The sequence below is a fragment of the Polaribacter marinus genome, assembly GCF_022662535.1.
Lineage (GTDB): Bacteria > Bacteroidota > Bacteroidia > Flavobacteriales > Flavobacteriaceae > Polaribacter > Polaribacter marinus.
Map to the genome: position 1 here is coordinate 303,546 of NZ_JAKQYM010000001.1, position 24,060 is coordinate 327,605.

The 24,060-nt window shown below is 29.2% G+C and carries 18 protein-coding genes; 11 read left to right on the top strand and 7 right to left on the bottom strand.

Annotated elements, in window-relative coordinates; all coding sequences use genetic code 11:
- Positions 1-27: 27 nt before the first annotated feature.
- The 5 genes from MC378_RS01375 (at position 28) to ftsY (ending at position 3,208) form a co-directional block, all read left to right on the top strand.
- Complete coding sequence (locus MC378_RS01375) at positions 28-1,269, top strand: competence/damage-inducible protein A (RefSeq protein ID WP_242176918.1); 1,242 nt, start codon at positions 28-30, stop codon at positions 1,267-1,269.
- Between the two features lie 87 nt (positions 1,270-1,356).
- Positions 1,357-1,596 (top strand): 50S ribosomal protein L28, encoded by a 240-nt coding sequence (gene rpmB, locus MC378_RS01380; RefSeq protein ID WP_242176919.1) that lies wholly within the window; start codon positions 1,357-1,359, stop codon positions 1,594-1,596.
- Positions 1,597-1,623: 27 nt separating this feature from the next.
- A complete protein-coding gene (rpmG, locus tag MC378_RS01385; RefSeq protein ID WP_026775116.1) occupies positions 1,624-1,806 on the top strand; it encodes a 50S ribosomal protein L33 in 183 nt (60 codons plus the stop codon).
- Between the two features lie 52 nt (positions 1,807-1,858).
- Entirely contained in the window at positions 1,859-2,011 is a 153-nt protein-coding gene (locus MC378_RS01390; protein WP_242176920.1) for a DUF4295 domain-containing protein, read from the top strand.
- 243 nt (positions 2,012-2,254) lie between these two features.
- Positions 2,255-3,208 (top strand): signal recognition particle-docking protein FtsY, encoded by a 954-nt coding sequence (ftsY, locus tag MC378_RS01395; RefSeq protein ID WP_242176921.1) that lies wholly within the window; start codon positions 2,255-2,257, stop codon positions 3,206-3,208.
- A gap of 114 nt (positions 3,209-3,322) precedes the next feature.
- Here ftsY and MC378_RS01400 read toward each other — a convergent pair whose 3' ends face one another.
- Complete coding sequence (locus MC378_RS01400) at positions 3,323-5,332, bottom strand: YHYH protein (RefSeq protein ID WP_242176922.1); 2,010 nt, start codon at positions 5,330-5,332, stop codon at positions 3,323-3,325.
- Between the two features lie 145 nt (positions 5,333-5,477).
- Positions 5,478-6,569 carry a serine hydrolase domain-containing protein gene (locus MC378_RS01405; RefSeq protein ID WP_242176923.1) on the bottom strand — a complete coding sequence of 364 codons (1,092 nt, stop codon included), beginning with the start codon at positions 6,567-6,569 and terminating at the stop codon, positions 5,478-5,480.
- Between the two features lie 227 nt (positions 6,570-6,796).
- Here MC378_RS01405 and rimO point away from each other — a divergent pair, with 227 nt between their 5' ends.
- On the top strand, positions 6,797-8,149 hold the full coding sequence (rimO, locus tag MC378_RS01410) for a 30S ribosomal protein S12 methylthiotransferase RimO (RefSeq protein ID WP_242176924.1): 1,353 nt from the start codon (positions 6,797-6,799) through the stop codon (positions 8,147-8,149).
- A 183-nt stretch (positions 8,150-8,332) separates the two neighbouring features.
- Here the strand turns inward: rimO and MC378_RS01415 are convergent, their stop codons facing one another.
- A complete protein-coding gene (locus MC378_RS01415) occupies positions 8,333-9,925 on the bottom strand; it encodes a helix-turn-helix transcriptional regulator (protein ID WP_242176925.1) in 1,593 nt (530 codons plus the stop codon).
- Positions 9,926-10,110: 185 nt separating this feature from the next.
- On the opposite strand from MC378_RS01415, the gene MC378_RS01420 reads away from it, so the two are divergent.
- Together MC378_RS01420 and MC378_RS01425 are read left to right on the top strand one after the other, a co-directional pair.
- Positions 10,111-14,151 (top strand): T9SS type A sorting domain-containing protein, encoded by a 4,041-nt coding sequence (locus MC378_RS01420; protein WP_242176926.1) that lies wholly within the window; start codon positions 10,111-10,113, stop codon positions 14,149-14,151.
- An 18-nt stretch (positions 14,152-14,169) separates the two neighbouring features.
- Positions 14,170-14,331, top strand: coding sequence for a hypothetical protein (locus MC378_RS01425; protein WP_242176927.1), 162 nt, complete (start codon positions 14,170-14,172; stop codon positions 14,329-14,331).
- Between the two features lie 61 nt (positions 14,332-14,392).
- Here MC378_RS01425 and MC378_RS01430 read toward each other — a convergent pair whose 3' ends face one another.
- Positions 14,393-16,870 (bottom strand): M14 family metallopeptidase, encoded by a 2,478-nt coding sequence (locus MC378_RS01430; protein WP_242176928.1) that lies wholly within the window; start codon positions 16,868-16,870, stop codon positions 14,393-14,395.
- A gap of 196 nt (positions 16,871-17,066) precedes the next feature.
- Between MC378_RS01430 and bshC the strand changes: the two genes are divergently transcribed.
- From bshC to rlmF, 3 genes are all read left to right on the top strand, one after another.
- Positions 17,067-18,659, top strand: a complete 1,593-nt coding sequence (bshC, locus tag MC378_RS01435; RefSeq protein WP_242176929.1) for a bacillithiol biosynthesis cysteine-adding enzyme BshC — start codon at positions 17,067-17,069, stop codon at positions 18,657-18,659.
- Positions 18,660-18,692: 33 nt separating this feature from the next.
- A complete protein-coding gene (locus tag MC378_RS01440; RefSeq protein ID WP_242176930.1) occupies positions 18,693-20,240 on the top strand; it encodes a LuxR C-terminal-related transcriptional regulator in 1,548 nt (515 codons plus the stop codon).
- Between the two features lie 286 nt (positions 20,241-20,526).
- Entirely contained in the window at positions 20,527-21,381 is an 855-nt protein-coding gene (rlmF, locus tag MC378_RS01445) for a 23S rRNA (adenine(1618)-N(6))-methyltransferase RlmF (protein WP_242176931.1), read from the top strand.
- On the opposite strand, the gene MC378_RS01450 is transcribed toward rlmF, so the two are convergent.
- The 3 genes from MC378_RS01450 to lpdA form a co-directional block, all read right to left on the bottom strand.
- Positions 21,378-21,980, bottom strand: a complete 603-nt coding sequence (locus tag MC378_RS01450) for a hypothetical protein (RefSeq protein WP_242176932.1) — start codon at positions 21,978-21,980, stop codon at positions 21,378-21,380. The two genes, rlmF and MC378_RS01450, sit on opposite strands and share 4 nt — an antisense overlap.
- A gap of 150 nt (positions 21,981-22,130) precedes the next feature.
- Positions 22,131-22,505, bottom strand: coding sequence for a LysM peptidoglycan-binding domain-containing protein (locus MC378_RS01455; RefSeq protein WP_242176933.1), 375 nt, complete (start codon positions 22,503-22,505; stop codon positions 22,131-22,133).
- Between the two features lie 134 nt (positions 22,506-22,639).
- Positions 22,640-24,028, bottom strand: coding sequence for a dihydrolipoyl dehydrogenase (gene lpdA / locus MC378_RS01460; RefSeq protein ID WP_242176934.1), 1,389 nt, complete (start codon positions 24,026-24,028; stop codon positions 22,640-22,642).
- Positions 24,029-24,060 lie beyond the last annotated feature (32 nt).

Genomic DNA, 24,060 nt, shown 5'->3' on the forward strand with positions numbered 1-24,060 from the left:
TGCAACCTTTGCGTTTAAAAACAGACAATGAAAGCAGAAATTATAACTATTGGAGATGAAATTCTCATCGGACAAATTGTAGATACAAATTCGCAATTTATTGGTCAGGAATTAAATAAAATCGGAGTTTCTGTGTATCAGATAACTTCTATTCAAGATGACGAGCAACATATTTTAAATGCTTTAAAAGAAGCACAAGAAAGAGTAGATATTGTTATTTTAACAGGAGGTTTAGGACCTACAAAAGATGACATCACTAAAAAAACAATTGCAAAGTTTTTTAATGATGATAAATTCATAGAGTATCCAGAAGTGATTGCACATATTAAAGAGCTGTTTCAAAAGGTAAACCATCCATTTAAAGAAATTCAGAGATATCAAGCACAATTACCATCAAAAGCTACTTTATTAAAAAATAATTTTGGTACCGCACCAGGAATGTGGTTTTATGAAAATGAGACTGTCTTTGTGTCACTTCCAGGAGTTCCTTATGAAATGAAAGGGTTAATTATCAATGAAGTTTTACCAAGAATCCAGCAGCAATTTAAGTTGCCTTTCATTATGCATAAAACAATTATGACTTATGGACAAGGAGAAAGTACTATTGCTGAGAGAATTGAAGATTTTGAAAACAATTTACCACCATATATAAAGTTAGCTTATTTGCCTTCTTTTGGTAGAGTGCGTTTGCGTTTATCTGCCAAAGGGGCAAACAAAGAAATTCTTGAAAGAGAGCTGAATGAAAAGATCGAAGCTATTTATCAATTAATACCAGAAATTATTACCGGTATAGATGATGATGCTTCTTTAGAAAAAAGAGTAGGTGAGTTGTTAAGAGAAAAAAAGCAAACTATTTGTACAGCAGAAAGTTTAACTGGAGGAAAAATTGCGGCTAGCTTAGTTTCTGTAGCAGGATCATCTGCATATTATAAAGGTAGTTTTGTAACCTATTCTGCAGAAACAAAAATCAATTTATTAGGAGTTTCTAAAAATACAATCGAAAATTACTCAGTAGTAAGTAAAGAAGTGGCCATAGAAATGGCAAAAGGTGCTAAAGAAAGGCTTCAAACAAATTATTCAATTGCTGTTACAGGAAATGCAGGGCCCACAACAGATCATAATGATAAAAGTGTAGGGGTTGTTTTTATCGCCTTAGTAACAGATAATAAGGTAGTTGTAGAAGAATTTAACTTTGGACAACCCAGAGAAAAAGTAATTAATAGAACCGTAAGTAAATCGTTAGAAATATTACAAAAAGAAATTCTTTAAAAATTTATGAAATTGTTTTGCTCAATATTGTAATTATTTGTAGATTTGCACCTCGTTTAGAGATAACACTAAAAAACTGTCGAAAAGATGTCTAGAGTTTGTGAATTAACAGGTAAGAAAGCAATGGTTGGGAATAACGTTTCTCACGCTTTAAATAGAACTAAAAGAAAGTTTGACGCTAATCTAATGACAAAGCGTTTTTACATTCCAGAAGAAGATAAATGGATTACATTAAAAATATCTGCTTCTGCATTAAAAAATATTAACAAGAAAGGAATTTCTGCAGTTATAAAAGAAGCGAGAGCTAACGGATTTTTAACTAAATAAGCTTAAGCAATTTAAAATTTTATACAGATGGCAAAAAAAGGAAACAGAGTTCAAGTAATTTTAGAATGTACAGAGCATAAAGCTTCAGGAGAAAGAGGTACTTCTAGATATATTACAACAAAAAACAAAAAGAACACTCCAGATAGAATGGAAATTAAAAAATTCAATCCTATCTTAAAGAAAATGACTGTTCACAAAGAAATTAAGTAATTAAAATATCTAGAACTCAGAACAGAGCATATAGATTTAAAACATTTAGACAATGGCAAAGAAATCAGTAGCATCGTTACAAACAGGATCAAAAAGATTAAGTAAAGCTATCAAAATGGTAAAATCTCCAAAATCAGGAGCTTATACTTTTGTAGAAGCAATTATGGATCCTTCTAAAGTAAACGACTTTTTAGCAAAAAAGTAAGTTTTACTACATAAAAAATTTAAAGCTATTCTCTAATTTAGAGAGTAGCTTTTTTTATGAATTAGATTTTCCGTATTTTTGAGCGTTATCCAAAGCTAGCGCTTTACACTATCTCTTTTTTTTGTTTTTCAAAAAAGGATGTCGTTGCAATCGCTAATGCAGGTAAATTTAATGACAATTTGACCAAACCTCAACAAATGGCATACTTTTTAAGGTATCACATTTAGATTATAAAAACAGCACATGAGTTTTTTTAAAAAAATATTTTCAAAAGAAAAAAAAGAAACATTAGATAAAGGATTAGAGAAGTCGAAAGAAAGTTTCTTTGGTAAACTGTCTAAAGCAGTTGCAGGTAAATCTAAAGTAGATGATGATGTGTTGGATAACTTAGAAGAAATTCTAGTAGCTTCTGACGTAGGTGTAGATACGACTCTTAAAATTATTGATAGAATTGAAAAAAGAGTAGCCAAAGATAAATATGTAGGTACAGACGAGTTAAACAGAATTCTTCGAGATGAAATTGCAGGACTTTTATCTGAAACAAATATTGGTAACGAAACAGAATTTACAATTCCGGAAAATAAAAAACCATACGTTTTAATGGTTGTTGGTGTAAATGGTGTTGGTAAAACTACAACAATTGGTAAGCTTGCAGCACAATTTAAAAAACAAGGATTAAAAGTAGTTTTAGGGGCAGCTGATACTTTTAGAGCTGCTGCAATAGATCAATTACAAGTATGGGCAGATAGAACAGATGTACCAATTGTTCGTCAAGAAATGGGGTCTGATCCAGCTTCTGTAGCTTTTGATACTTTAAAATCTGCTGTTACTCAAGATGCTGATGTTGTTATTATTGATACTGCAGGCCGTTTGCACAATAAAGTGAATTTAATGAATGAGTTAACTAAGATAAAACGTGTAATGCAAAAAGTGGTAGCAGATGCACCTCATGATGTTTTATTGGTTTTAGATGGTTCTACTGGTCAAAATGCTTTTGAACAAGCAAAACAATTTACATTAGCAACAGAAGTTACATCTTTAGCAGTAACTAAATTAGATGGTACCGCAAAAGGTGGTGTTGTAATTGGTATCTCAGATCAATTTCAAATACCTGTAAAATATATTGGTGTAGGAGAAGGTATAGATGATTTACAAGTTTTTAACAAACATGAATTTGTAGATTCTTTTTTTAAGTAGTATCACAAAAAAATAAATAAAAAAATAAATAAATAAATAAAACTCCTTCTACAATTTGTAAAAGGAGTTTTTATTTCTAATAAAAAGAGATGTTAAAAATTCATTTGAAAGCAGTTAGTTACTTCTTTTGGTCATTTCATTAACAGTGATATAGCCGTCATTGTTACTGTCTCTTTTTTCAAATTTTTCTTTTAGTTTTCCTTTGGCTTCAGTCTTTGAGATTTTTCCATCTTTGTTTGTATCCATTTTTTCAAGCATATTTGTAAAATTGGGTGGTGTATTTTCTTTTGGTCTTTGTTGTTTCTGTTGTGACTTGTTTAATTTTTGTTGTTTTTGATTTTTCTTTCCTCCAATTTTAAAATCATTACTAGGTGTTCCCATAAAACATCTACTAGCAGAAGGAAATTCATCAGAAACAATATAATAATAAGTTCCGTTTGGAAATTCTGGTGTTACACCAGTTCTTCCATTACACTCATCTAAATCGCCAAAATTATTTTGAAATTCAAAATCACGAACATATTTGCCAGAATACGTTCCATTGGGAGCAGTAATGCCATTTCCAGGTCGTTCTCCTTGTTTTAATACATAACTAGACTTTAATTTAACTACTTCACTATTGGAGTCCATTGGGTTTTTATACCCCATTTTATAATACATAGGGAATCCATCTGCTGCCCAACCAACCAAAGTCATTTTACTTTTATCAAAATTAGTAACCAAACCTGTTGGTGTTCCGTGGTAATGGTATTCTCCATTGGGTTGCACATGTGCGTTGTTATAATCTTCGCCTAAATTGACTTCATCACTTAAAGGTTCAAGTGTCCATTCATAATTAGGCTGATTGGTTTTGGTGTTTCTAAAATATTCATTTGCTGAAGGTTCAAATTTCACTCCATTAATGGCAACACCAAATACATAACTAGGTTTTCCTCTATCAATACCTAAATCGTATACAAAGGTTTTGTTGTTTGCTAATTCAGCTGTTAAATCGATTGTATATACTTTATTTTGTTCTGAAATTGTATTAGGATTTCCTTTTGTAGGAAATTGACCAACTGTATGATTAGGAATAGCATTGGACTTGATAATACGAATATCATTTTTTTTATCTAAGATTATAGATACTTTATTTTGAAGCGAAAGTTTTTTCTTTACAATATTTTTAATTTCTGTGAGATGCTCATTATTATGAGAGTGTGATATACCGTTATGACTATGCACTTTTTCTTCGATAGGCAACACCATTAAATCTTTGGCATACAAAACGTTGCCAATATAATTTTTGCGTATTGCGGCAGTTGTAGCTTCTTCATCAATATTTGTAAAGTTAAAATGTGTTAATACTAAGTTTTTAGCATTAGCTTCTTTAGCCATTAATGAGCTTTCTGTTAAATTTACGTGTGCCTTTTGTTTGTTTTTTTTGTTGTTCTTCTTTTTAGATGTATTTCTTTTTGAGCCTATAGCAATCGCGCCACCAGAATCCATGATTAAATAATCTGCATTTTTAGCTAATATAGGTAAAGACTCGGAATATGTTAAATCTCCAGAAATCACGATGGATTCATTGCCTACATCAAAACGAAATGCAAGTGCAGCAATAGTATGGTTTACTGGGGTATAGGTGATTTTGATCTCTCCTATAAAGAATGTATTGTTACCGGATAGATTTTTAACGTTGAAATTGGATTTAACATTACTTAAGCTTCTCCCAGACTTTGAAAGTCTATAATTGATGTCCTCTTCATAAATTTTAAGGGTGTTGTCAATTATAGAGGTTGTTTGTTTTGGTCCTGCTATAGTTGTTTTATTTCCTCCAAGAAGTGATTGAATAAAAATAGGAGTAAATTCTTCGTTATGGTCTAAATGATGGTGAGTAAAAAGAAAACCGTCAATGTCTTTAATTTTAGTGTTTTTTTTATTGAGATTAGCTTGTGTGCCATTCCCCATGTCTACTAAGATTTCTGTGTTTTTGTATTTTATTAAAACAGACGGACCCGAACGTTCAGTGTTAAATTTTGGTGAACCAGACCCGATTATTGTTGCAGTTAAATGCTCATTGTTTTCTTGGGCGAATAACTGTGTTCCTAAAAAAAGTATTACTAATGCAAAGTGTCTTTTCATTTTATATATTTTGTTTCTTTGACACTAGAATTTTCTAAAAGTTTAATTTAAGATAGGAAAAAGTAATATATTATTGCATTTGATTTAGATAGTATATACTATTTTAAATTTATTAATTTTTAGATGTTTTTTATAAGAGAATGTTTTAATTGATGAGGGCATTAATCTTTCCCCATAACTCATTATCAAAATTAGACAATGCAAAATTAGAGTTATCTGCAGATTCTCCCATTCTAATAATTACTAGTTTTTTACTAGGTACAATATATATTTTTTGATCATTTTTTCCCAAGGCAGCAATCAGGTCTGATGGAGCATTAGGAATTAACTCTCCATTAAATTCATATTGAGTTTGAGGTAGATGGTATGTCGATTTTCCATTTAGCCACCATAGATAACCATATGCTTTGTTTATATTTTGACTGGTACTTGTAGCTTCAAGAAGAAAATTCTCAGAGACAATTTGTGTTTCATTCCATTTACCATTTGCGGAAATTAGCAAACCAAAACGTGCCATACTTCTAGTATTACTCCAATATACATTTAAATCATTTACGTGTATCCAACTACCTGTCATTCCTATTTTGTCTCTTAAATTCCTATTAAAATAATCTTTCCAAGAAGTATTTGTAGCATTAGCAACAACATCTTGTAATTTTACATATACATTATGATAGGCCCAACGGGAACCTGCATCTACAAGATATTGTAAATTTGAAGGAGAAACATCATCACCAAGTGTGTCGTCTAAGCCAGAACTCATAGATAATAAGTTTTTGCATGAAATTAAATTTTCTTTTTCTAAAGTAGCATTTGTCCAACCTACACCTAAATAATCAGAAACTTTATTGTTTATATTTATAGAACCGTTGTCTTGTGCAATGCCAACAACAGTAGAAGTTAAAGTTTTACCAGCACTAGCCCAATACCAATTAGAATTGATAGTGTGATTATTAAAATATTGTTCAATCACAATTTTTCCATTGTAAAGAATTATAAAACTTTTGGTGTTTTTTTCTTCTAAAAAATCTAATAAAGGTTGAAGTTGGTCTTCTTTCCAGTCTAATTCTGAAATAGATTTTGTTTCCCAAACAGTAGTGTTTAGAGGAGGGAAATACAATTCTTCTGTAGGTTGAGGTGTAATAATAATTTGATTATTTTCTCCTCCATCACTAGAGCAAGAACAAATTGTACAAAAAGCAAAAAGTATTTTTATAAAAGTAGATTTTAGTTTCATCCTAATTAACTTTTTTATTTAGACTTGTAATTTCTTAAAAGGTTTAAAATCTTATATTTGAATGCAAATTAAGAAATATAATTTAGTTGTTTTAAGGAAGAGATGCTTTTAGAAAATTTAATTTGGTATAGCTTGAAGTAATTAACCAAATATAGGTAAATGCCTAAAAGTATCAATAGAATTCATTTTAAAAGCACTATTTTTGCACCCGCTAAAATCAGAATACAATGCGTACAAAAACCATCAAAAAAAATAAGATTAACGTTGTTACTTTAGGATGTTCTAAAAACGTTTACGATAGTGAAGTGTTAATGGGACAGTTAAAAGCCAACGGAAAAAATGTTGTTCATGAAGATCCAGAAGATGATGGAAATATTGTTGTAATTAATACCTGTGGATTTATAGGGAAAGCCAAAGAAGAATCTATTGATACGATTTTACATTATGCAAAAAGAAAAGAGGCTGGTGAAATTGATAAAGTTTTTGTTTCTGGTTGTTTGAGTGAACGTTATAAACCAGATTTAGAGGCAGAAATTAAAAATGTAGATCAATATTTTGGAACACACGATTTACCAAATCTTTTACAAGCATTAGAAGCAGATTATAAGCACGAGTTAATTGGAGAACGTTTAACTACAACGCCAAAACATTATGCATATTTAAAAATTGCAGAAGGTTGTGATAGACCTTGTTCATTTTGTGCAATTCCTTTAATGAGAGGAAAACACATTTCGACTCCTATTGAAGATATTGTTACAGAAGTAACAAAATTAGCAGCAAAAGGAATTAAAGAAGTAATGTTAATTGCTCAAGATTTAACGTATTACGGATTAGATATTTATAAAAAAAGAGCTTTAGCTCAATTACTTGAAGCTTTGGCAAAAGTTGAAGGAATTGAATGGATTCGTATGCATTATGCATTTCCTACAGGTTTTCCTATGGATGTTTTAGAAGTAATGAAACGCGAACCAAAAGTGTGTAATTATTTAGATATTCCTTTACAACACATTAATACAGAGTTATTAAAGTCGATGAAACGTGGAACAACACACGAAAAAACGACTGCGTTAATTCACAAGTTTAGAGAAGCTGTACCAAAAATGGCAATTAGAACTACTTTAATTGTTGGTTATCCTGGAGAAACGGAAGAAATGTTTCAAGAATTAAAAGATTGGGTAGAAGAAATGCGTTTTGAGCGTTTAGGTGCTTTTGAATATTCTCATGAAGAAAATACAGGTGCCTATGTTTTAGAAGATGATGTACCAGCAGAAGTAAAGTTTAAGAGAGTAAACGAAATTATGGAAATTCAATCTCAAATTTCTTGGGAGTTGAATCAAGAAAAAATTGGAAAAACATTCAGATGTTTGTTCGATAGAAAAGATGGAGAATATTTCTATGGAAGAACAGAATCGGATTCACCTGATGTAGATAATGATGTTATTGTAGACGCAAAAGAGCATTATATAAAAATTGGTGAGTTTATAGATGTTAAAATTCACGAAGCTGGAGATTACGATTTGTATGGAACGCCAGTTAAAAAACAAGAAAAACCAGTTCCTTTAAATCAGAAAAGAAAATAATTTTAAAAACCGCTCATTTGAGTGGTTTTTTTTTGTTTTACAATTTCCTTAAGTGTTATTAAAACTTTGATTATGTATTATAAACTAACAATTTGCGTTAGGGATTGCAATGACATCCTTTTTGTATTTTCGCAAAAAGATATAATGAAAAGCCCGTTAAAACGCCCAAATATAAATCTACTTTTAAGAAGGTAAAGTATACTTAAAAGTTTCTTTTAAGTATTCTGAAAGATTGTAATCTTTCTCTTTTATGTTCAATTTATTCGCAATTCTATATCTCTTACTTTCTATAGACCTTACAGATTTGTTTACAAAAGCTGCAATTTCTTTACTTTTAAAATCCATAAATAAATAGTAGCATATTATTATTTCTGATGAGTTTAGTTCTGGGTGTTTTATAGACATTTGGTTAAAAAACTCTACATTAAGTTCATTTATTAAGTCTAAATGATTTTCTCCTTTTGCTAATAATACAGATGAATTATGATGAATTTCTTTATGAAGTTCTTGAATTCTATTCTTTTGCTCATTTATGGTTGTAATGGAAGAAATACTTTTAACTTCTTTTTTTATTTCAGCGATATAATTTTCTAATCCCTTAACCTTTACTTTTAGTTTTTCGTGATTATTTTGAAGAAACGAATACTCTTTTTTTCTTTTGGAAAATTCTTCAAATTTTTCTCTAATCTTGTTGTATTTAAAAATTATAAAAACAACTAGGCCAACTAATAACGTAATAAAAAATATTAACCAATTTCGATTAAGGTGCTTTTTTTTAGTTTCAGTTTTTAAATTCTGGGCAGTTTCAAAGAGAGATTCATTAATATTAAAGCTTGCGTCTCTATTTTTTTCAATCAGACCTTCATTATAATGTTTTAAAGAATCTATATAATTATTTTTTGCCTCGTTATTATTATTTTTTTCATGATAAGTTATGTAGTTCTTAAAATGAGTTTCTTTATCAGAATTATTCATAGAACTACGCATTGCATCAACTTTTTTTAAATAATGAAATGTTGAATCTAATTCTTCTCTACCTAAATGTAAATGCTGCATACAAATGTTTAGCGTAACTTTATGTGTTTTGTAAAGAGAAGAAGAAATTGTGGTATCACTTTCTAATTTTTTAAACTCTTTAAAATATTTTTTACGATTTAGATCATCATTTAAATGAATATAATTAGAGGTTAGCATAAATAAAGCATACATATAATAAAAAGAGTCTTCTTTAATAGATTTATAATAGTCTAATTTAGGTATAAGAAGGGCGTTACTTTTTTTGTAGTTTTCACGATTAAACTCTGCAAAAGCTCTCATTTGCATTACATCTATGAGACCTTCTTTATTCTTGTCTAATGTGTAAAATTTTTCTGCTTTTTCTAAATAAATATATGCGATTGAATCTTTGTCTGTATTAAAAAAGTTGTAAAATAATTCGATACTTGCAGCACCAGCCATTTCATAATTTTTCTCTTTTTCTGCATATTTTAGAGAAAGTATATTATAATGATACACTTCTGCATCATTATTTAAAAAGCTACTTATAGCTGCTTTATAATTATAGTATTCTGCAATATGCCCCTTAATATTATTTTCTAAAGGTTTTGGAATTGAGTCTAAAAATTGATTAGCAATACTTGGGAAATCATAAAATTTAACATCCGCAGAGTCAATATATCTTAAATATTTATTAGAACCTGGTTTTTGTGCATGTAGAGTGATGCTTAAAAATACAGCATTCAATAAAAGAAAAAGAGAAAGTTTTTTTGATTTCAAAAATATAGAATTATAGAATTATTTTTATTAATTCCAAAAATAGCGAAGGTTTTTTAATAAACAGTATTTAATTATTGAGACTTTTCATGTATTTTTTCTATGTGAGTAGTTTGTGAGTAGTCACTTTATATTTCTCAGACTGCTTTTTGATTCATATTTGTATTACAATTAATTAATTGAATAAAATGAAAAAAATAATACAAAAAACTAGCTTTTGCTTAATTGTACTTTTTTGTTTCCAAATAAACGGACAGAAATTAGATTACAAAACAGAAGCATTAAAAGAGAATAGTAATTTCTTTGAAATTGTAAAGAAAACTAGAAAACAATTTTCAGATAAAAAATTACAATCTAGAGGGAAAGTTTCTAAAATGGAACATAAAGCATATAAACTTTTTGAACGTTGGGCTTGGATTTGGAAAGATAGAGTAAACCCAGATGGAACTTTTCCTAAAAACCAAGTTAATAAAAAAGATTATTTAAATGTATTAGAAAAAAACTCTAACACACAAGCTAGATCCTCTTCTACGACCAAACCTTGGGTACAAATAGGCCCAACTGCAATTGTAGATGCAAATGGTAATGACGATTACCCAGGTCCTGGTAGAGTAGATGTTGTTGTTGTACATCCAACAAATTCTGATATAATGTACGTAGGTTCTACTTCTGGTGGTTTATGGAAAACTTTAGATGGTGGAACAAGTTGGGCTCCAAAAACTGATCATCTTGCAGGTTTGGGTGTTACAGATATATTATTAGATCCAGACAATGCAAATATTTTGTACATGGCTACTGGAGATAGAGATAGTTCTTACATTAGTTCTATTGGTTTATTCAAATCTACAGATGCTGGTGAAACATGGACATTATTAAATAATCTTTCTTTTTCTTTATCTGATAATGAATATATCAGAGACATTGCATTTGGACGAAATCTAGATGGAACCATAAATTCATCAACAATATTCGCACTTACAAATGATCAAATAAGAAGATCTACAAATAGCGGAGTTGATTGGAGTAATATGACAGTTGACTATGGAGGTTTTACCTATAGTGCTAAATTTCAATCAATAGTTTTTGATCCTAATGACGGGAATAAAGTAGTAGTTTCAGATTTATTTGGTGGCTTATATTATTCTACAAATGCTGGAGTTAACTTTAAAGTTCATCCTGCTTTTCCTGGAGGAGGAAGTCAAGAAATTTTAAGACTTGCTGCTACACCTGCAGATAATCTTCATTTTTATGGAATAAAACAAAATGGTGTTTTTGTAAAATATCGTTTTGCTTTTACTGACGCTTCAGGAGATTTAATTTCTTCTACAACCATAGCAGGTTTTAATTCTCAAGAAGGGTATATACAATGTATTGCTATTTCCCCAACAAATGCAAATCACATAATGGTTGGTGGTGTACAAGGTTGGAAATCTGCAAATAATGGAGGTTCTTTTACTTCTGTATTAAATGCGTATGATTTTCCACCACCTGCAGGTCAAATTCACGTTCATGCAGATCATCACTTTTTTTTATTTACGAGTAATACTGAAATTATTAACGGAAATGATGCAGGTCTTAGAATGGGATCTTTTTCACCAACAACAGCAGCAGATTTTCCAGACAAATCTAGTGGATTAATTATCACACAAATTTACAATATTGCTATTACACAAGGTTTAAATGGAGATGATTATATGATGGCAAACCAAGATAATGATGGTTTTTCTAAAATATTAAAAGATGGAACTCAAAAATGGGTTGCTGCAGTAGCTGGAGATGGAACAGGAACAGGAATAGATATTGATGATCCTACTATTAGATATTTAGGAGGTACAAATGGTCAATTAAGTAGAACTGATGATGGGTATGCAGGTGGTTATGCTTCCGCTACCAAAATTCTTCTTGAAGACAAAACAAACGCAGCATTTATTTCTCCATTAGCTTTGCATCCAACAGATGCTAATATAGTTTATGTAGGTCATGGAGATGTGAAAAGAACTGGAAATAAAGGTGGTAATACTGATCTTGAGGATAATCCAGGAACTCCTGATAGTTTTGTTGCACTGAGTTCTGGCTTAACACATACTTCTTTTTTAGATGTTTCTTTAAATGGTTCGATTAGAATCTTCGCAATTGGACAAATTGCAAGTGCATCTACTCTAAGGAGAAGTATAGATGATGGTGTAAATTGGACAACCATAGCAAGTCCAGCAGGTACCACGATTAACAGTGTATATGCCGTGCCAAATACAAATGTAGTGTATGCAACAGCATCTGCTTATACAGATACAGAAAAAATATATAAAAGTGTAAATAATGGAAATACTTGGACTAATATTAGTGGTAATATGGATAATATTATCATGAAAAAAATAATTTTAGATCCAAATAAAAGCAAAGAGACTATATATGTAGCAACAGAATTAGGATTGTATTATACAGATGATACAACAATACCAGCATCAACAAATTGGACAAAATTAGGAACAGGTTTACCAAACGTAATTGTTACAGATATTAAAGTTAGTAAAAACAATGGAAACGTTTATGTAGGTACTTTTGGTAGAGGAATGTGGGTGTATGATGATCAAAAATATTTTGATAACACTGATCCAGCAAAAGTATATTGGTCAGATGCTTCTAGTTGGGAAGGTAGTACTTTACCTACTATAACAGATGATGTTTTTATAAAAGCAGCCGAAGAAGTAACTTTAGATTCTAATGGTGCGGTTGCAAAGTCTATAGAAATTGCAGATACTGGTCTTTTATATATTGAAAAAAATGCTGATTTAACAATTGAAGAGAATTTTGATTCTACTTCCGCAAATAGTGTTACAAACATATATTCAGATACAGACGATAGTGGTGCATTAATAGTAAAAGGAACTAGTACAGGTAAAGTAACTTACGTAAGAGGTGGTATTTTATCTGGTGTTCCAACAGCAGAAAAATGGAACTTGATATCATCTCCAGTTATTGGCCAAACGGTTAAAGTTTTTGCTGAAAACGTAGATAATATAATAAGAAACAATGGAGCTACACCAAAAAAATATGCAATTGGTAAATATAATGATGCAAATCCTGTAAATACAAAATGGGAATATTTCGATGAAAATGTTGGTGCTGCAGTAGAATTTGAAAAAGGTATTGGGTATACAATATCTAGAGATGAAGATGGGCCAGTTTCTTTTACAGGAACACTACAAACAAGTTCTCTTAATGTAGATGCAGCACATGATAAATGGGTTGCTGTTGGTAATCCTTTTACAGCATATTACCCTGCTAATAAAGTAAGCTCTGGAAACTTTATACTAGAAAATGATGCTAAACTAGCAGATGGTTCTGTACGTGTTTGGCAAGACAACCAAAGTAAATATGTAGCATACACAAATTTAGTTTCTGCCACATCTAAAGTACTAACTCCAGGACAAGGATTTTTTATAAAAATGAAAGCTTCAGGAACTGATGAAATGCTTGCTTTTAATAGCGCTAATAGAGGTGCTAAAGCTTCTTTTACAGTAGATGAAAATACTTTTAATAGAGATTCAAATACTACACCTTACATAAAATTATATGTTGCTAAAGGAAATTTAAAAGTAAATGCTGATGTTATTTTCTCTGAAAATGCAACAGTAGGATTTGATGAAGGACAAGACATTGTTAATTTTGGTCATTCAGATTTCGATTTAACAACAAAATTGTTAGATAATTCTTCTGATAAATTTTACACAATTCAGTCTATTCCAAGAGATAATTTTGAAAACCAAGTTATTTCTTTAAACCTTAACGGAAAAGAGAATGAAGTAATTACCTTTTCTTCGTTTAATAGTAATCTAACTGATGGTTTAAAAGTCTTTTTAGAAGATAAAGAAACAAATAGTTTTTATGAATTGAGTGAAACAGAAAACCACACGTTAACATTAAGTAGTGATGCTAGTGGTTTTGGACGTTTCTTTATTCATTTTTCTAGAGAAGCATTAAGTGTAAATGATACAGATGTAACTAAAATACAAATTTACAATCAGAATAATTTCTTACAAATAAAAGGTGTTAATTCTGGTGTTCTAAAGATTGATTTATTTGATATCAATGGTAAAATCTTATTCAATCAAAAACAAAATGTAGAAAAGTTTAGCCCTGTTGATTTAACTCGTTTTTCAAAAGGTGTTTATCTGGTAAAAGTTACTTCAGAAAATAAATCTGCTACCAAAAAAATAATTATAAACTAAGACCCTAATAATCATTTTATGAGCATTAAAGACAAAAAGAATATCGATAGAAAAGAAGCTTTAAAAGAGATAGGGAGATACGGAAAGTATGCTGCTCTAACAGCTTTAGGAACTTATTTAATATTAAGTCCGCAAAAAGCACAAGCTGCTAGTCCAGAAAACCCAGGGACAGGGTTTTAACCAATAAAAAAACTCGATAATAGAAATGTTATCGAGTTTTTTTATTTATCAATATTAGAAGTTATTTTAGCTTATCAGAATTTAATAAGAAAACTGCATTTGCTACAAACAGTTTTCCGTTTTCCCAAAAAGACCTAAATAAAGGATTGTCTACCATATAAATAATACTTCCTCTTCCTGTTTTTTGTTCTCCAAATAACAAAGATTCTGGTACATTTTTTACAGCTTTACTTCCTGCATAACCAGACACATTTTTAGTTTTACTATCAAAATAACCAACATTGAATCCTTCTTTTAAAAAGTTGTACGAGGTTCCACTTAGTTTTAAAGAAAAGTATTCTTTACCGTAACCAAAAGCTAATGGATGAGTATTGTCTAAGGTACTTTTAAAAATACTTCCTGTAATTAAATTTGCAACATTTTTTCGTTCTTTATTGGCATAAGGAGTTAGATTGACATCTTTTGTTGTCGTATTTGATTTTTTCTTTTTTAAAGAAAATCCGTCTTTATTGGCAAAACTATTTAAAGCATTTCCAATGGTAATTAAAGTACCTCCAGAACGCGTCCATTTTTTTATTTTATCTAAAGTAGTTTTTGTAAGTACGCTACCATAATATCCATTTGGTAAAATAATTACGTCGAATTTTGAAAAATCTAAATAGTTAAAATTTTCTGAGTTAATATTGGTTATTGGATAGTGTAATTGGGTTTCAAAGAAATGCCAAATTTCCCCAAAACTTAAAGAAGAAGTTCCTTTACCAGATAAAACAGCGATATTTTGTTTGTTGATTGGTTTTACAGATGAGGAACCAAAATCTAATCCAGCACTTACAAAACCAGAAGAAACTGAGGTTAAATTTCTTTTATGTTTGTTGGCAAGATCAATCAATTTATCATCAAAATGTGGATTTTTATTATCATTTCTTAAAATGATAAGTGTTCCTCTATCATAAGATTCTCCGCCAATAGAAAAAGGTTTTTCTGTAAACCTTGGTGTAATATTGTGTTGTAACAAATCTCCTAAAAAAGTAGCATCAACTAAACTGTTCCATTTAGAAAGGTAAGCGTATGCATTTTTATCAATACTATTCTTAGTAGTATTGATTATATTGTTCTTAGAAGAGTTAACTTTAGTTTTAGAGGCAATTGCTTCTAAGCCATAAGCATAAGGTAATGACCAAGCTGTGATGTCGTAAGTTAAAGAATCTGTTAATTTTGCATTTGGTTCAAAAAGAGCTTTAACCATTTTTCCTTTTGGTTGATCAGTATGAATTATCAAATCACTTTTTGTAATGGCTAATTTTCCTTCTTTTTGTGTACTGTACAGAAAACCTTTTACTGTCCCTTTTTTTCCTTCTTCAAATCTAATTTCGTGGGTTTTTAGCAATTGTTTTAAACTATTTACCTTGTCTTCATTGCTGTTTTTTAAGACATAACTTTTATAGGTTAAAGAGCTGTTATTAAAATATTTTTTAAACTCACTATTTAACTTTTTGGCATTTTTAAATGAAATTTCTATGGTTGACAAACCTGTTGTAAGGTGATGAATTGCTCTGTCTTTTAAAGTTAAAACTTCACCTTCATCAGTTTTAATTCCTAAACCAGCACGTCCATGACCTGCTTGCTCGTATGTCATTCCTATTGCTCCCATAAAAGTTGGATATGTATCTCCATAACTTGGATATAACAAATCAAAACTTTCTTTTGTAAAGTACAACCAACCTTCTTTGTCAAAATATTTAGCATGATTTTTCCCTATTTGAGTTTGAAAATCGAGCTGCCAATCAGAAATAATTTCATGAAAAGGTTCTGCAGCAGGCGCAAAATAATATGGACTATTAATACCTTGTTCGTGAAAATCTACATGAACATGCGGCATCCATTTATTATACATTTTTATTCTTTGTTGAGATTCTACCTGAGTTGCCCAAGCCCAATCTCTATTTAAGTCAAATAAATAATGGTTTGGTCTTCCAGATGGCCAAGGCTCTGAATGCTCTTTTGCTTCTTGAATTACATTATAAGGTGTGCTTTTTACTTGGTTATACCAATTGACATATCTGTCTCTTCCATCTGGATTTACACAAGGGTCTATAATAACAATAGTGTTTTTTAACCATGATTTCTTCTTTGTAACTAACTCATATAATGTTAACATAGAGGCTTCTGTACTAGAAGCTTCGTTTCCATGTACGTTATAACTTAGCCAAACAATAGCAATTTTGTTGTCAGAATTACCACTACTAATTCCCGCTTGAGAAAGATTAGATTTTCTAATGTTTTCTAGATGATCTATATTTTCTTTAGAAGAAATATAAGAAAGATATAAAGGTCTATGCTCATAGGTTTCTCCATATTTTTCTAAGTTTACATTCGATAAGTTTTTGCTTATATATTTAAAATAATCAATAACTTTATGATGTCTTGTAAAACGAGAACCAATTTCATAACCTAAAAATTCTGAAGGAGATTTTATTTCTTGAGAGAAAATATTAGTTGCTATTAATAATACAACTATAAAAAAGGATTTAATTTTCATGTAAAATAGAGTTTGAAAACCAAAAGTAAGAATATATTTTTTTGTTTTTCAGTAGTTTGAATCTTTATCGTGTTAAAAGTTTGTTAGATTGAATTTAGCTTTACGACTAAGGGTAAATTATTCGTATTTTTATCAAAAATTAATTAAGCTACATGAATTCTATATTAGACTCTGATTGTTGCCAAAACGGTGCAATATGAAAGTAACACATATACCATTTCAAAAAACCGGATTTTTCTCTAAAACAATGATTGATTATTTAGAGCAAAAAGAATCTATACAACCATTTTATAATAATTTCCCCGATTTAACAGGGTTTCATAACCAGATTGAAGAAAAACAGCAATCGTTTGGCTTACAAACTAGATTAACTTTGGTAAGTGCTTTAAAAAAGCAATATAAAGCTGTCAATATTTCAGAAGAAACTTTAGCGAATATAAATTTACTTAAACAACAGCAAACATTTACGGTAACAACAGGGCATCAATTAAATTTATTTACAGGACCACTGTATTTTTTATATAAAATAATTTCTACCATTAATTTATGCGAAGAGTTAACTTCTAAATTTCCGGAACAAAATTTTGTGCCTATTTATTGGATGGCGACAGAAGATCATGATTTTGATGAAATCAATTATTTTAATTTTAAAGGAAAAAAAGTAAAATGGAATAGAGAAGACGGGGGAGCTGTAGGTAGATTTTCTACGGAAGGTTTACAAGATGTTTTTGAAGTTTTTTCGAATCAATTAGGAAATTCTAAAAATGCGAATGAATTAAAAGAATTATTTTTTAAAGGATATTTACATCACAACAATTTAGCAGATGCTACAAGGTATATTGCTAATGAATTGTTTGGGAAATATGGATTGGTAATTCTAGATGGAGATGATGTTGATTTAAAAAAAATATTTATCCCAATTGTTAAAGATGAGTTAGAACATAAGACTTCTTTTAAAGAAGTTTCTAAAACAATTACAGAATTAGAAAAAGCATACAAAATTCAAGTTAACCCTAGAGAAATAAACTTATTTTATTTAGGTGAAAATTTTCGTGAACGAATAATTTTTGAAGGTGGAATATACAAAGTAAATAATACAGGTATTACTTTTTCTAAAGAAGAAATTTTACAAGAAGTAGATAAAAACCCGTTAGCTTTTTCTCCAAATGTAATTATGAGACCATTGTATCAAGAAGTAATTTTACCCAACCTTTGTTATCTTGGAGGAGGTGGAGAAATTGCATATTGGTTAGAATTAAAAGCATATTTTGAAAAAGTAAAGATTCCATTTCCTATTTTACTATTGCGAAACTCTGTACAAGTTATTTCAGAAAAACAAGAAAGAAAACTTACAAATTTAGAAATTTCTTTAGAAGAAGTATTTTTAAATCAATTTGAATTATTATCTAAAAAGGTAATCGAGAATTCAGAAATTAAAGTCAATTTTAAAGAAAAAAGAAGTTATTTAGAACAATATTTTTTAGAGTTAAAAGAAGTTGCCAAAAAAACAGATGTTTCTTTTATAAACGCAGTAAATGCACAAGAAAAAAAACAAATTAATGGATTAGAGAATCTTGAAAAACGTTTGTTAAAAGCAGAAAAAAGAAGGCAAAAAGATTTAGTTGATAGAATTACAGAATTGCAAAATCAATTATTACCAAATCAAAGTTTAGAAGAAAGACAGCGTAATTTTTCTGAATATTATTTAGAGTATGGAGATTCTTTTATTGATGTTTTAAAATCTACTTTAAAACCAATGTTGTTAGAGTTTACGATAATAACTTTGTAAATTAGGCTTTTGTATTATTCTAAATTTTTAAAGTTGAATATTAAAGGGGCTTATTTATTTCTTATTATTTTAATTTTTTTTAATTGTTCTCATAAGAATAGCATTAATGAGATAACGATAGGTAACTTAGAAGAAAAAATTGACGAAGCATTTTTAGATTCAGAAATATATGATAAAACGGAGACTTTAATTCCTGTTTTATTTTTTATCGATAGAAACAATATTATTATCAAAGATTCATGTGTTTTAAGTAAAGTATATCATTTAAAGGCAATAAGAAATTATACTTTAAGTGAAACAGATAACCTTTTAGAAAACACAAAACAAGGAATTATTATAGCAGAAAAATGCGATAAATATGTTGTAAAAACTGCTCTTAATAACCTTTTAGGTATTTTCTTTCGTGGAAAGAAAGATTACAGATCAGCAATAAACTATTATAATAAAGCCATTTTTTATGGTGAAAAAAATAATGACAAACAATTTGTAGTAGATACTTATTTTAGTCTTTGTCAGGTACATGCTAATAAAAAAGATTGGAATGACGTTTTAATAAATGCAGAAAAAGGAATTGCTGCCATTGAAAAAAGCAATTCAAAATTATCAAGATTAAAATATTTTCACACTTTTTTAGCGCAAGCTTATACAAATTTAGAAGAATATAATTTAGCAAAGATTCATTTATCAAATGCAATCGATCTTACAGAGAAATCTAGAAAGAGAAATGTTCCAGACGACATTTTAAAGTCATACAGGGCAATATATATAATTTATGCGGAATTAAATAAAAAACAAAATAATTTTGATTTGGCTTATCAATTTATGAAATCTTCAGATTCATTACTTGTTTTAAAAAATCAAATAGAAAAAGAGAAAAACAGTATTTTTTTAAATACGGAGTCTTCTCTAGAGAAAGAACTATTTAACACTAATAATAAAGTTATTTTTAACCATAAAATAATTATAATTGGAAGTATTCTATTTTTATTGATTAGTTTCTTTTTTATATTTAAAAGTCATCAATTTTCTAATAAACTGAAAAAGACTTTAAGTGAAAAAAAAGAATTAAATACAAAACTTCTGAGTAATTTTGATGCATTAGAAGAAACAAATAATGGATTAATAGCTAAAAATGAAGAGATAGCGTCTCTATTAAAATTTAATGAGCAAACATTATTAACAAAAACCTTAAAAATTTCTAATTATAAAGATGCTGTTAATAATGTTATAAAAAATATAAATAAACTTATAGAGCAAAAAGAAAATATTAAAAGTGTAAAAATGCATTCTGTAAATAGGTCTTTACAGCAAATTATTTCTGAAGAGGATTTTTGGATAGACTTTAAAATTCAGTTTAAAAAGAATAGACCAGAATTTTTCGATAAATTGTTAGAGAGATTACCAACTTTAACAGTAACAGAACAAAAACATTGTGCGTATATAGCTGTAAATTTAAAAAGTAAAGAAGTTGCAAATATTTTAAATTTATCACCAAGAAGTGTAGAAACTACGAGGTATAGAATTAAGAAAAAATTAAAAATTGAGAACGAAACTTTACAAGAATTCTTAAGTAAGTTGTAAAATAAATGCCATTTTAAAGATATTCTAAAATGGCATTTATATAGAAAATTGGGGGAAATTAATATACACTCAAATTTAAGGAATCATATTGCTTTTTTTCGCATATGTAGTAGTTATGTAGTATAGGTAGCTACACTTTTTATAATGGATTATTATTTTATATTATTGATTTTTAGTGTTTTATGTTTTTTTTGTATGTGAAGTGTTTTTTTTGAGTTAAAAATAATTGAAGTAATTTTTAAAAGTGAATTTCACTTTAAAATAAACAAGAATTAAGATTGAATAGATGAAAGATAAAGGTTTACATCCCAAAAATAAATTTAAAAAAGGATATGATTTTGATACATTAATTAAACAAAATCCACTTTTAAAAGAATATGTTTCAGAAAATAAATATGGAGTTACAACCATTGATTTTTTTGACCCAAAAGCAGTAAAAGAACTGAATAAAGCATTATTGTTTTCTTTTGAAAAAATTACTGTTTGGGGTTTTCCTGATGAAAATTTATGTCCGCCAATTCCTGGACGTTTAGATTATATTCATCATTTAGCAGATTTACTTTCATTAAAAGAAAATATAAAAATCCTTGATATTGGTACTGGGGCAACCTGTATTTACCCGTTGTTAGGAGTTGCAGTATATGATTGGAATTTTGTAGCAACAGATATTGACTTAGATTCTCTAGATACCGCACAAGATATTATAGATGATAATGGATTAGAATCAAAAATTGTATTACGTCAACAATTTGATGAAAACCATATTTTAAAAGGAATTTTAGAAGAAGGAGATTCTTTTTCAGCAACAATGTGTAATCCACCTTTTTACAAATCTGCAGAAGAAGCACAAGGTGCTAATAGAAGAAAAACTAGAAATTTAGGAAATAACGCTGTTAGAAATTTTTCTGGAAATAATAATGAATTGTGGTATGTTGGAGGAGAAAAAGCATTTCTTCATAATTATTTGTACGAGAGTTCTTTGTTTAAAGAGAAAAGTAAATGGTTTACAAGTCTAGTTTCTAAAAAGGAAAATGTTGAAAGTTTAGAGAAATCATCAAAAAAACTCGGAGCAAAAGAATTTAAAGTAATTCCAATGAGTCAAGGAAATAAAGTTACAAGAATTGTTGCGTGGAGGTTTTAATTATAAACAATATCTTCAATTTTAAATTTTTTACAAATAAAATGTAAAATTGTGTAAACTAACATATGTACAAAAACTAAACAAATGAAAGCATATAGAGGGACACCTAAAATTTGGTAGGGCCAATAATAAGTCCAAACACCTAAATATATTGTAATAACTTCACCAAATGCAGGTAAAACTATTGCTAATAAGATAGCTAACAAAATTTTATTTTTTGTGGTTTTAGATTTTAAAAAAGGTATTAAGTTGCGTTCTAATTTATACAAATAATGAAAAGCAAGCATCCAAGCAAAAGGTAGCCAAAGGGGGAGTTCTCGTGTAACTTCGTGGTATTCCCAATATCCATTTGTTACTCCCCAAGTTTCACCAACAATTCCACCAAAACCGGTTAATAGCATTCCTATTAGTAACAACCAATTTTTACTAGTTTTGGGTTTTATAATTTCTTTGTAAATATTATGAAATATTTTAAGAAGTAAAATACCTGCAATTACAGCATCGTATTTTTTTAAATAACCAATAAAAATACCTGCTATTATTAGTTTTATAAGTGATTTTACAATTTCTGTAAAAAAAAGTTTTTGGTTAGTAATCATTTAGAAATTTATCTAACGATAAAAGTAATGATTTCTGTTATTAAATAATCAATCAAAAACTAAAAAGAATTGAGTTTGATAAAGATGCTTTTTTATAAAAAAAAAACCGAAGCAAAGTGCTTCGGTTTTTAAACTCTTTTTTAATATTTCTTATAAATTAGGAATCACTAATTCTTGACCAGGATGTATCACATCTGGGTTTTTTAAAATATTTGTATTTGCTTTAAAAATAGCTGTATATTTCATTGCATTTCCGTAATATTTTTTAGCTATTTTCCCTAAAGTTTCTCCACTTTTAACGGTATGATTTGCATAAACACTAGTATCGGCAACTTTAATGTCAGCTATAATATCTGTAGGGGTTTCTCCTCCATTTTTTTTTATTTCATCCCAAAGAAGGTTTTTTTCGTATTGATTCTTTGCTGTTCCAAGTATATGTAGTTTACCATTTTCTTCTTTTACATCACCATTTTGAATATTTAATTCTTGTCCTAAGTTTAATACACTTTGATATTTCGTTTTCATATTTATATTTTTATACTATTTTAGTATTTAAATGTACAAAAAAACCGAAGTGATTCACTTCGATTTTCGATTAATGTATTGTTTCTATAGATGAAATTCTTTGTAAAGTACTCACAAATAACAAAAAAAGTTTTCTATAAGTGTATTACTTCGTCATAAGCATCTGCAACGGCTTCCATAACAGCTTCACTCATTGTTGGGTGAGGGTGAATTGTTTTTAAAACTTCATGACCAGTAGTTTCTAATTTACGTCCTAAAACGGCTTCAGCAATCATGTCTGTAACACCAGCACCAATCATATGACAACCTAGCCATTCTCCATATTTAGCATCAAAAATTACTTTTACAAAACCATCAGGAGTTCCTGCTGCTTTTGCTTTACCAGATGCAGAAAAAGGAAATTTACCAACCTTTAATTCGTAACCCGCTTCTTTTGCTTTTGCTTCTGTTAAACCAACAGATGCAATTTCTGGAGTAGCATAGGTACAACCAGGTACATTACCGTAATCTATAGGTTCTGTATGTAAACCAGCTAATTTTTCAACACAAGTAATTCCTTCTGCAGAAGCAACGTGTGCCAAAGCTTGTCCAGGAACCACATCACCAATAGCATAATAACCAGGTATGTTAGTTTGGTAAAAATCGTTTACCAATATTTTATCTCTGTCAACAATAATTCCAACATCTTCTAAACCAATGTTTTCAATGTTAGATTTAATTCCAACTGCAGATAATAAAATATCAGCTGTTAAAGTTTCTTCTCCTTTTTTTGTTTTTACAGTTGCAACCACACCTTCACCAGAAGTATCAACTGACTCAACAGAAGAATTTGTCATTACTTTTATTCCTGCTTTTTTAATTGAACGTTCAAATTGTTTAGAAACATCAATATCTTCTACAGGAACTACATTTGGCATAAATTCTACAATAGTAACTTCTGTTCCCATTGAGTTGTAAAAATGAGCAAATTCAACACCAATTGCACCAGAACCCACAATAATCATAGATTTTGGTTGGCTTGGTAAGTTCATAGCTTGTCTATAACCAACTACTTTTTTACCATCTTGTGGTAAATTAGGTAACTCTCTAGAACGTGCACCAGTTGCAATAATAATATTGTCTGCACTATATTCTGTTACCGTACCATCGGCAGCAGTAACATCTACTTTTTTACCCGTTTTTATTTTTCCAAAACCATCAATAATATCGATTTTATTTTTCTTCATTAAAAAGGCAACACCTTTACTCATTCCATTTGCAACACCACGACTTCTTTTAATTACAGCTTCAAAATCTTTATCAATTGCTTCGGCTTTTAAGCCATATTGGTCTACATGTTTTAAATAATCGTAAACCTGTGCAGATTTTAACAATGCTTTTGTTGGGATGCATCCCCAGTTTAAGCAAATTCCACCTAAGTTTTCTTTTTCTACAATGGCAACTTTAAAGCCTAATTGTGAAGCTCTAATTCCTGTTACATATCCTCCAGGACCACTTCCTATGATAATGATGTCGTATTTCATCTTGTTGTTTGTTTATCTGTTTGTTGATGTTG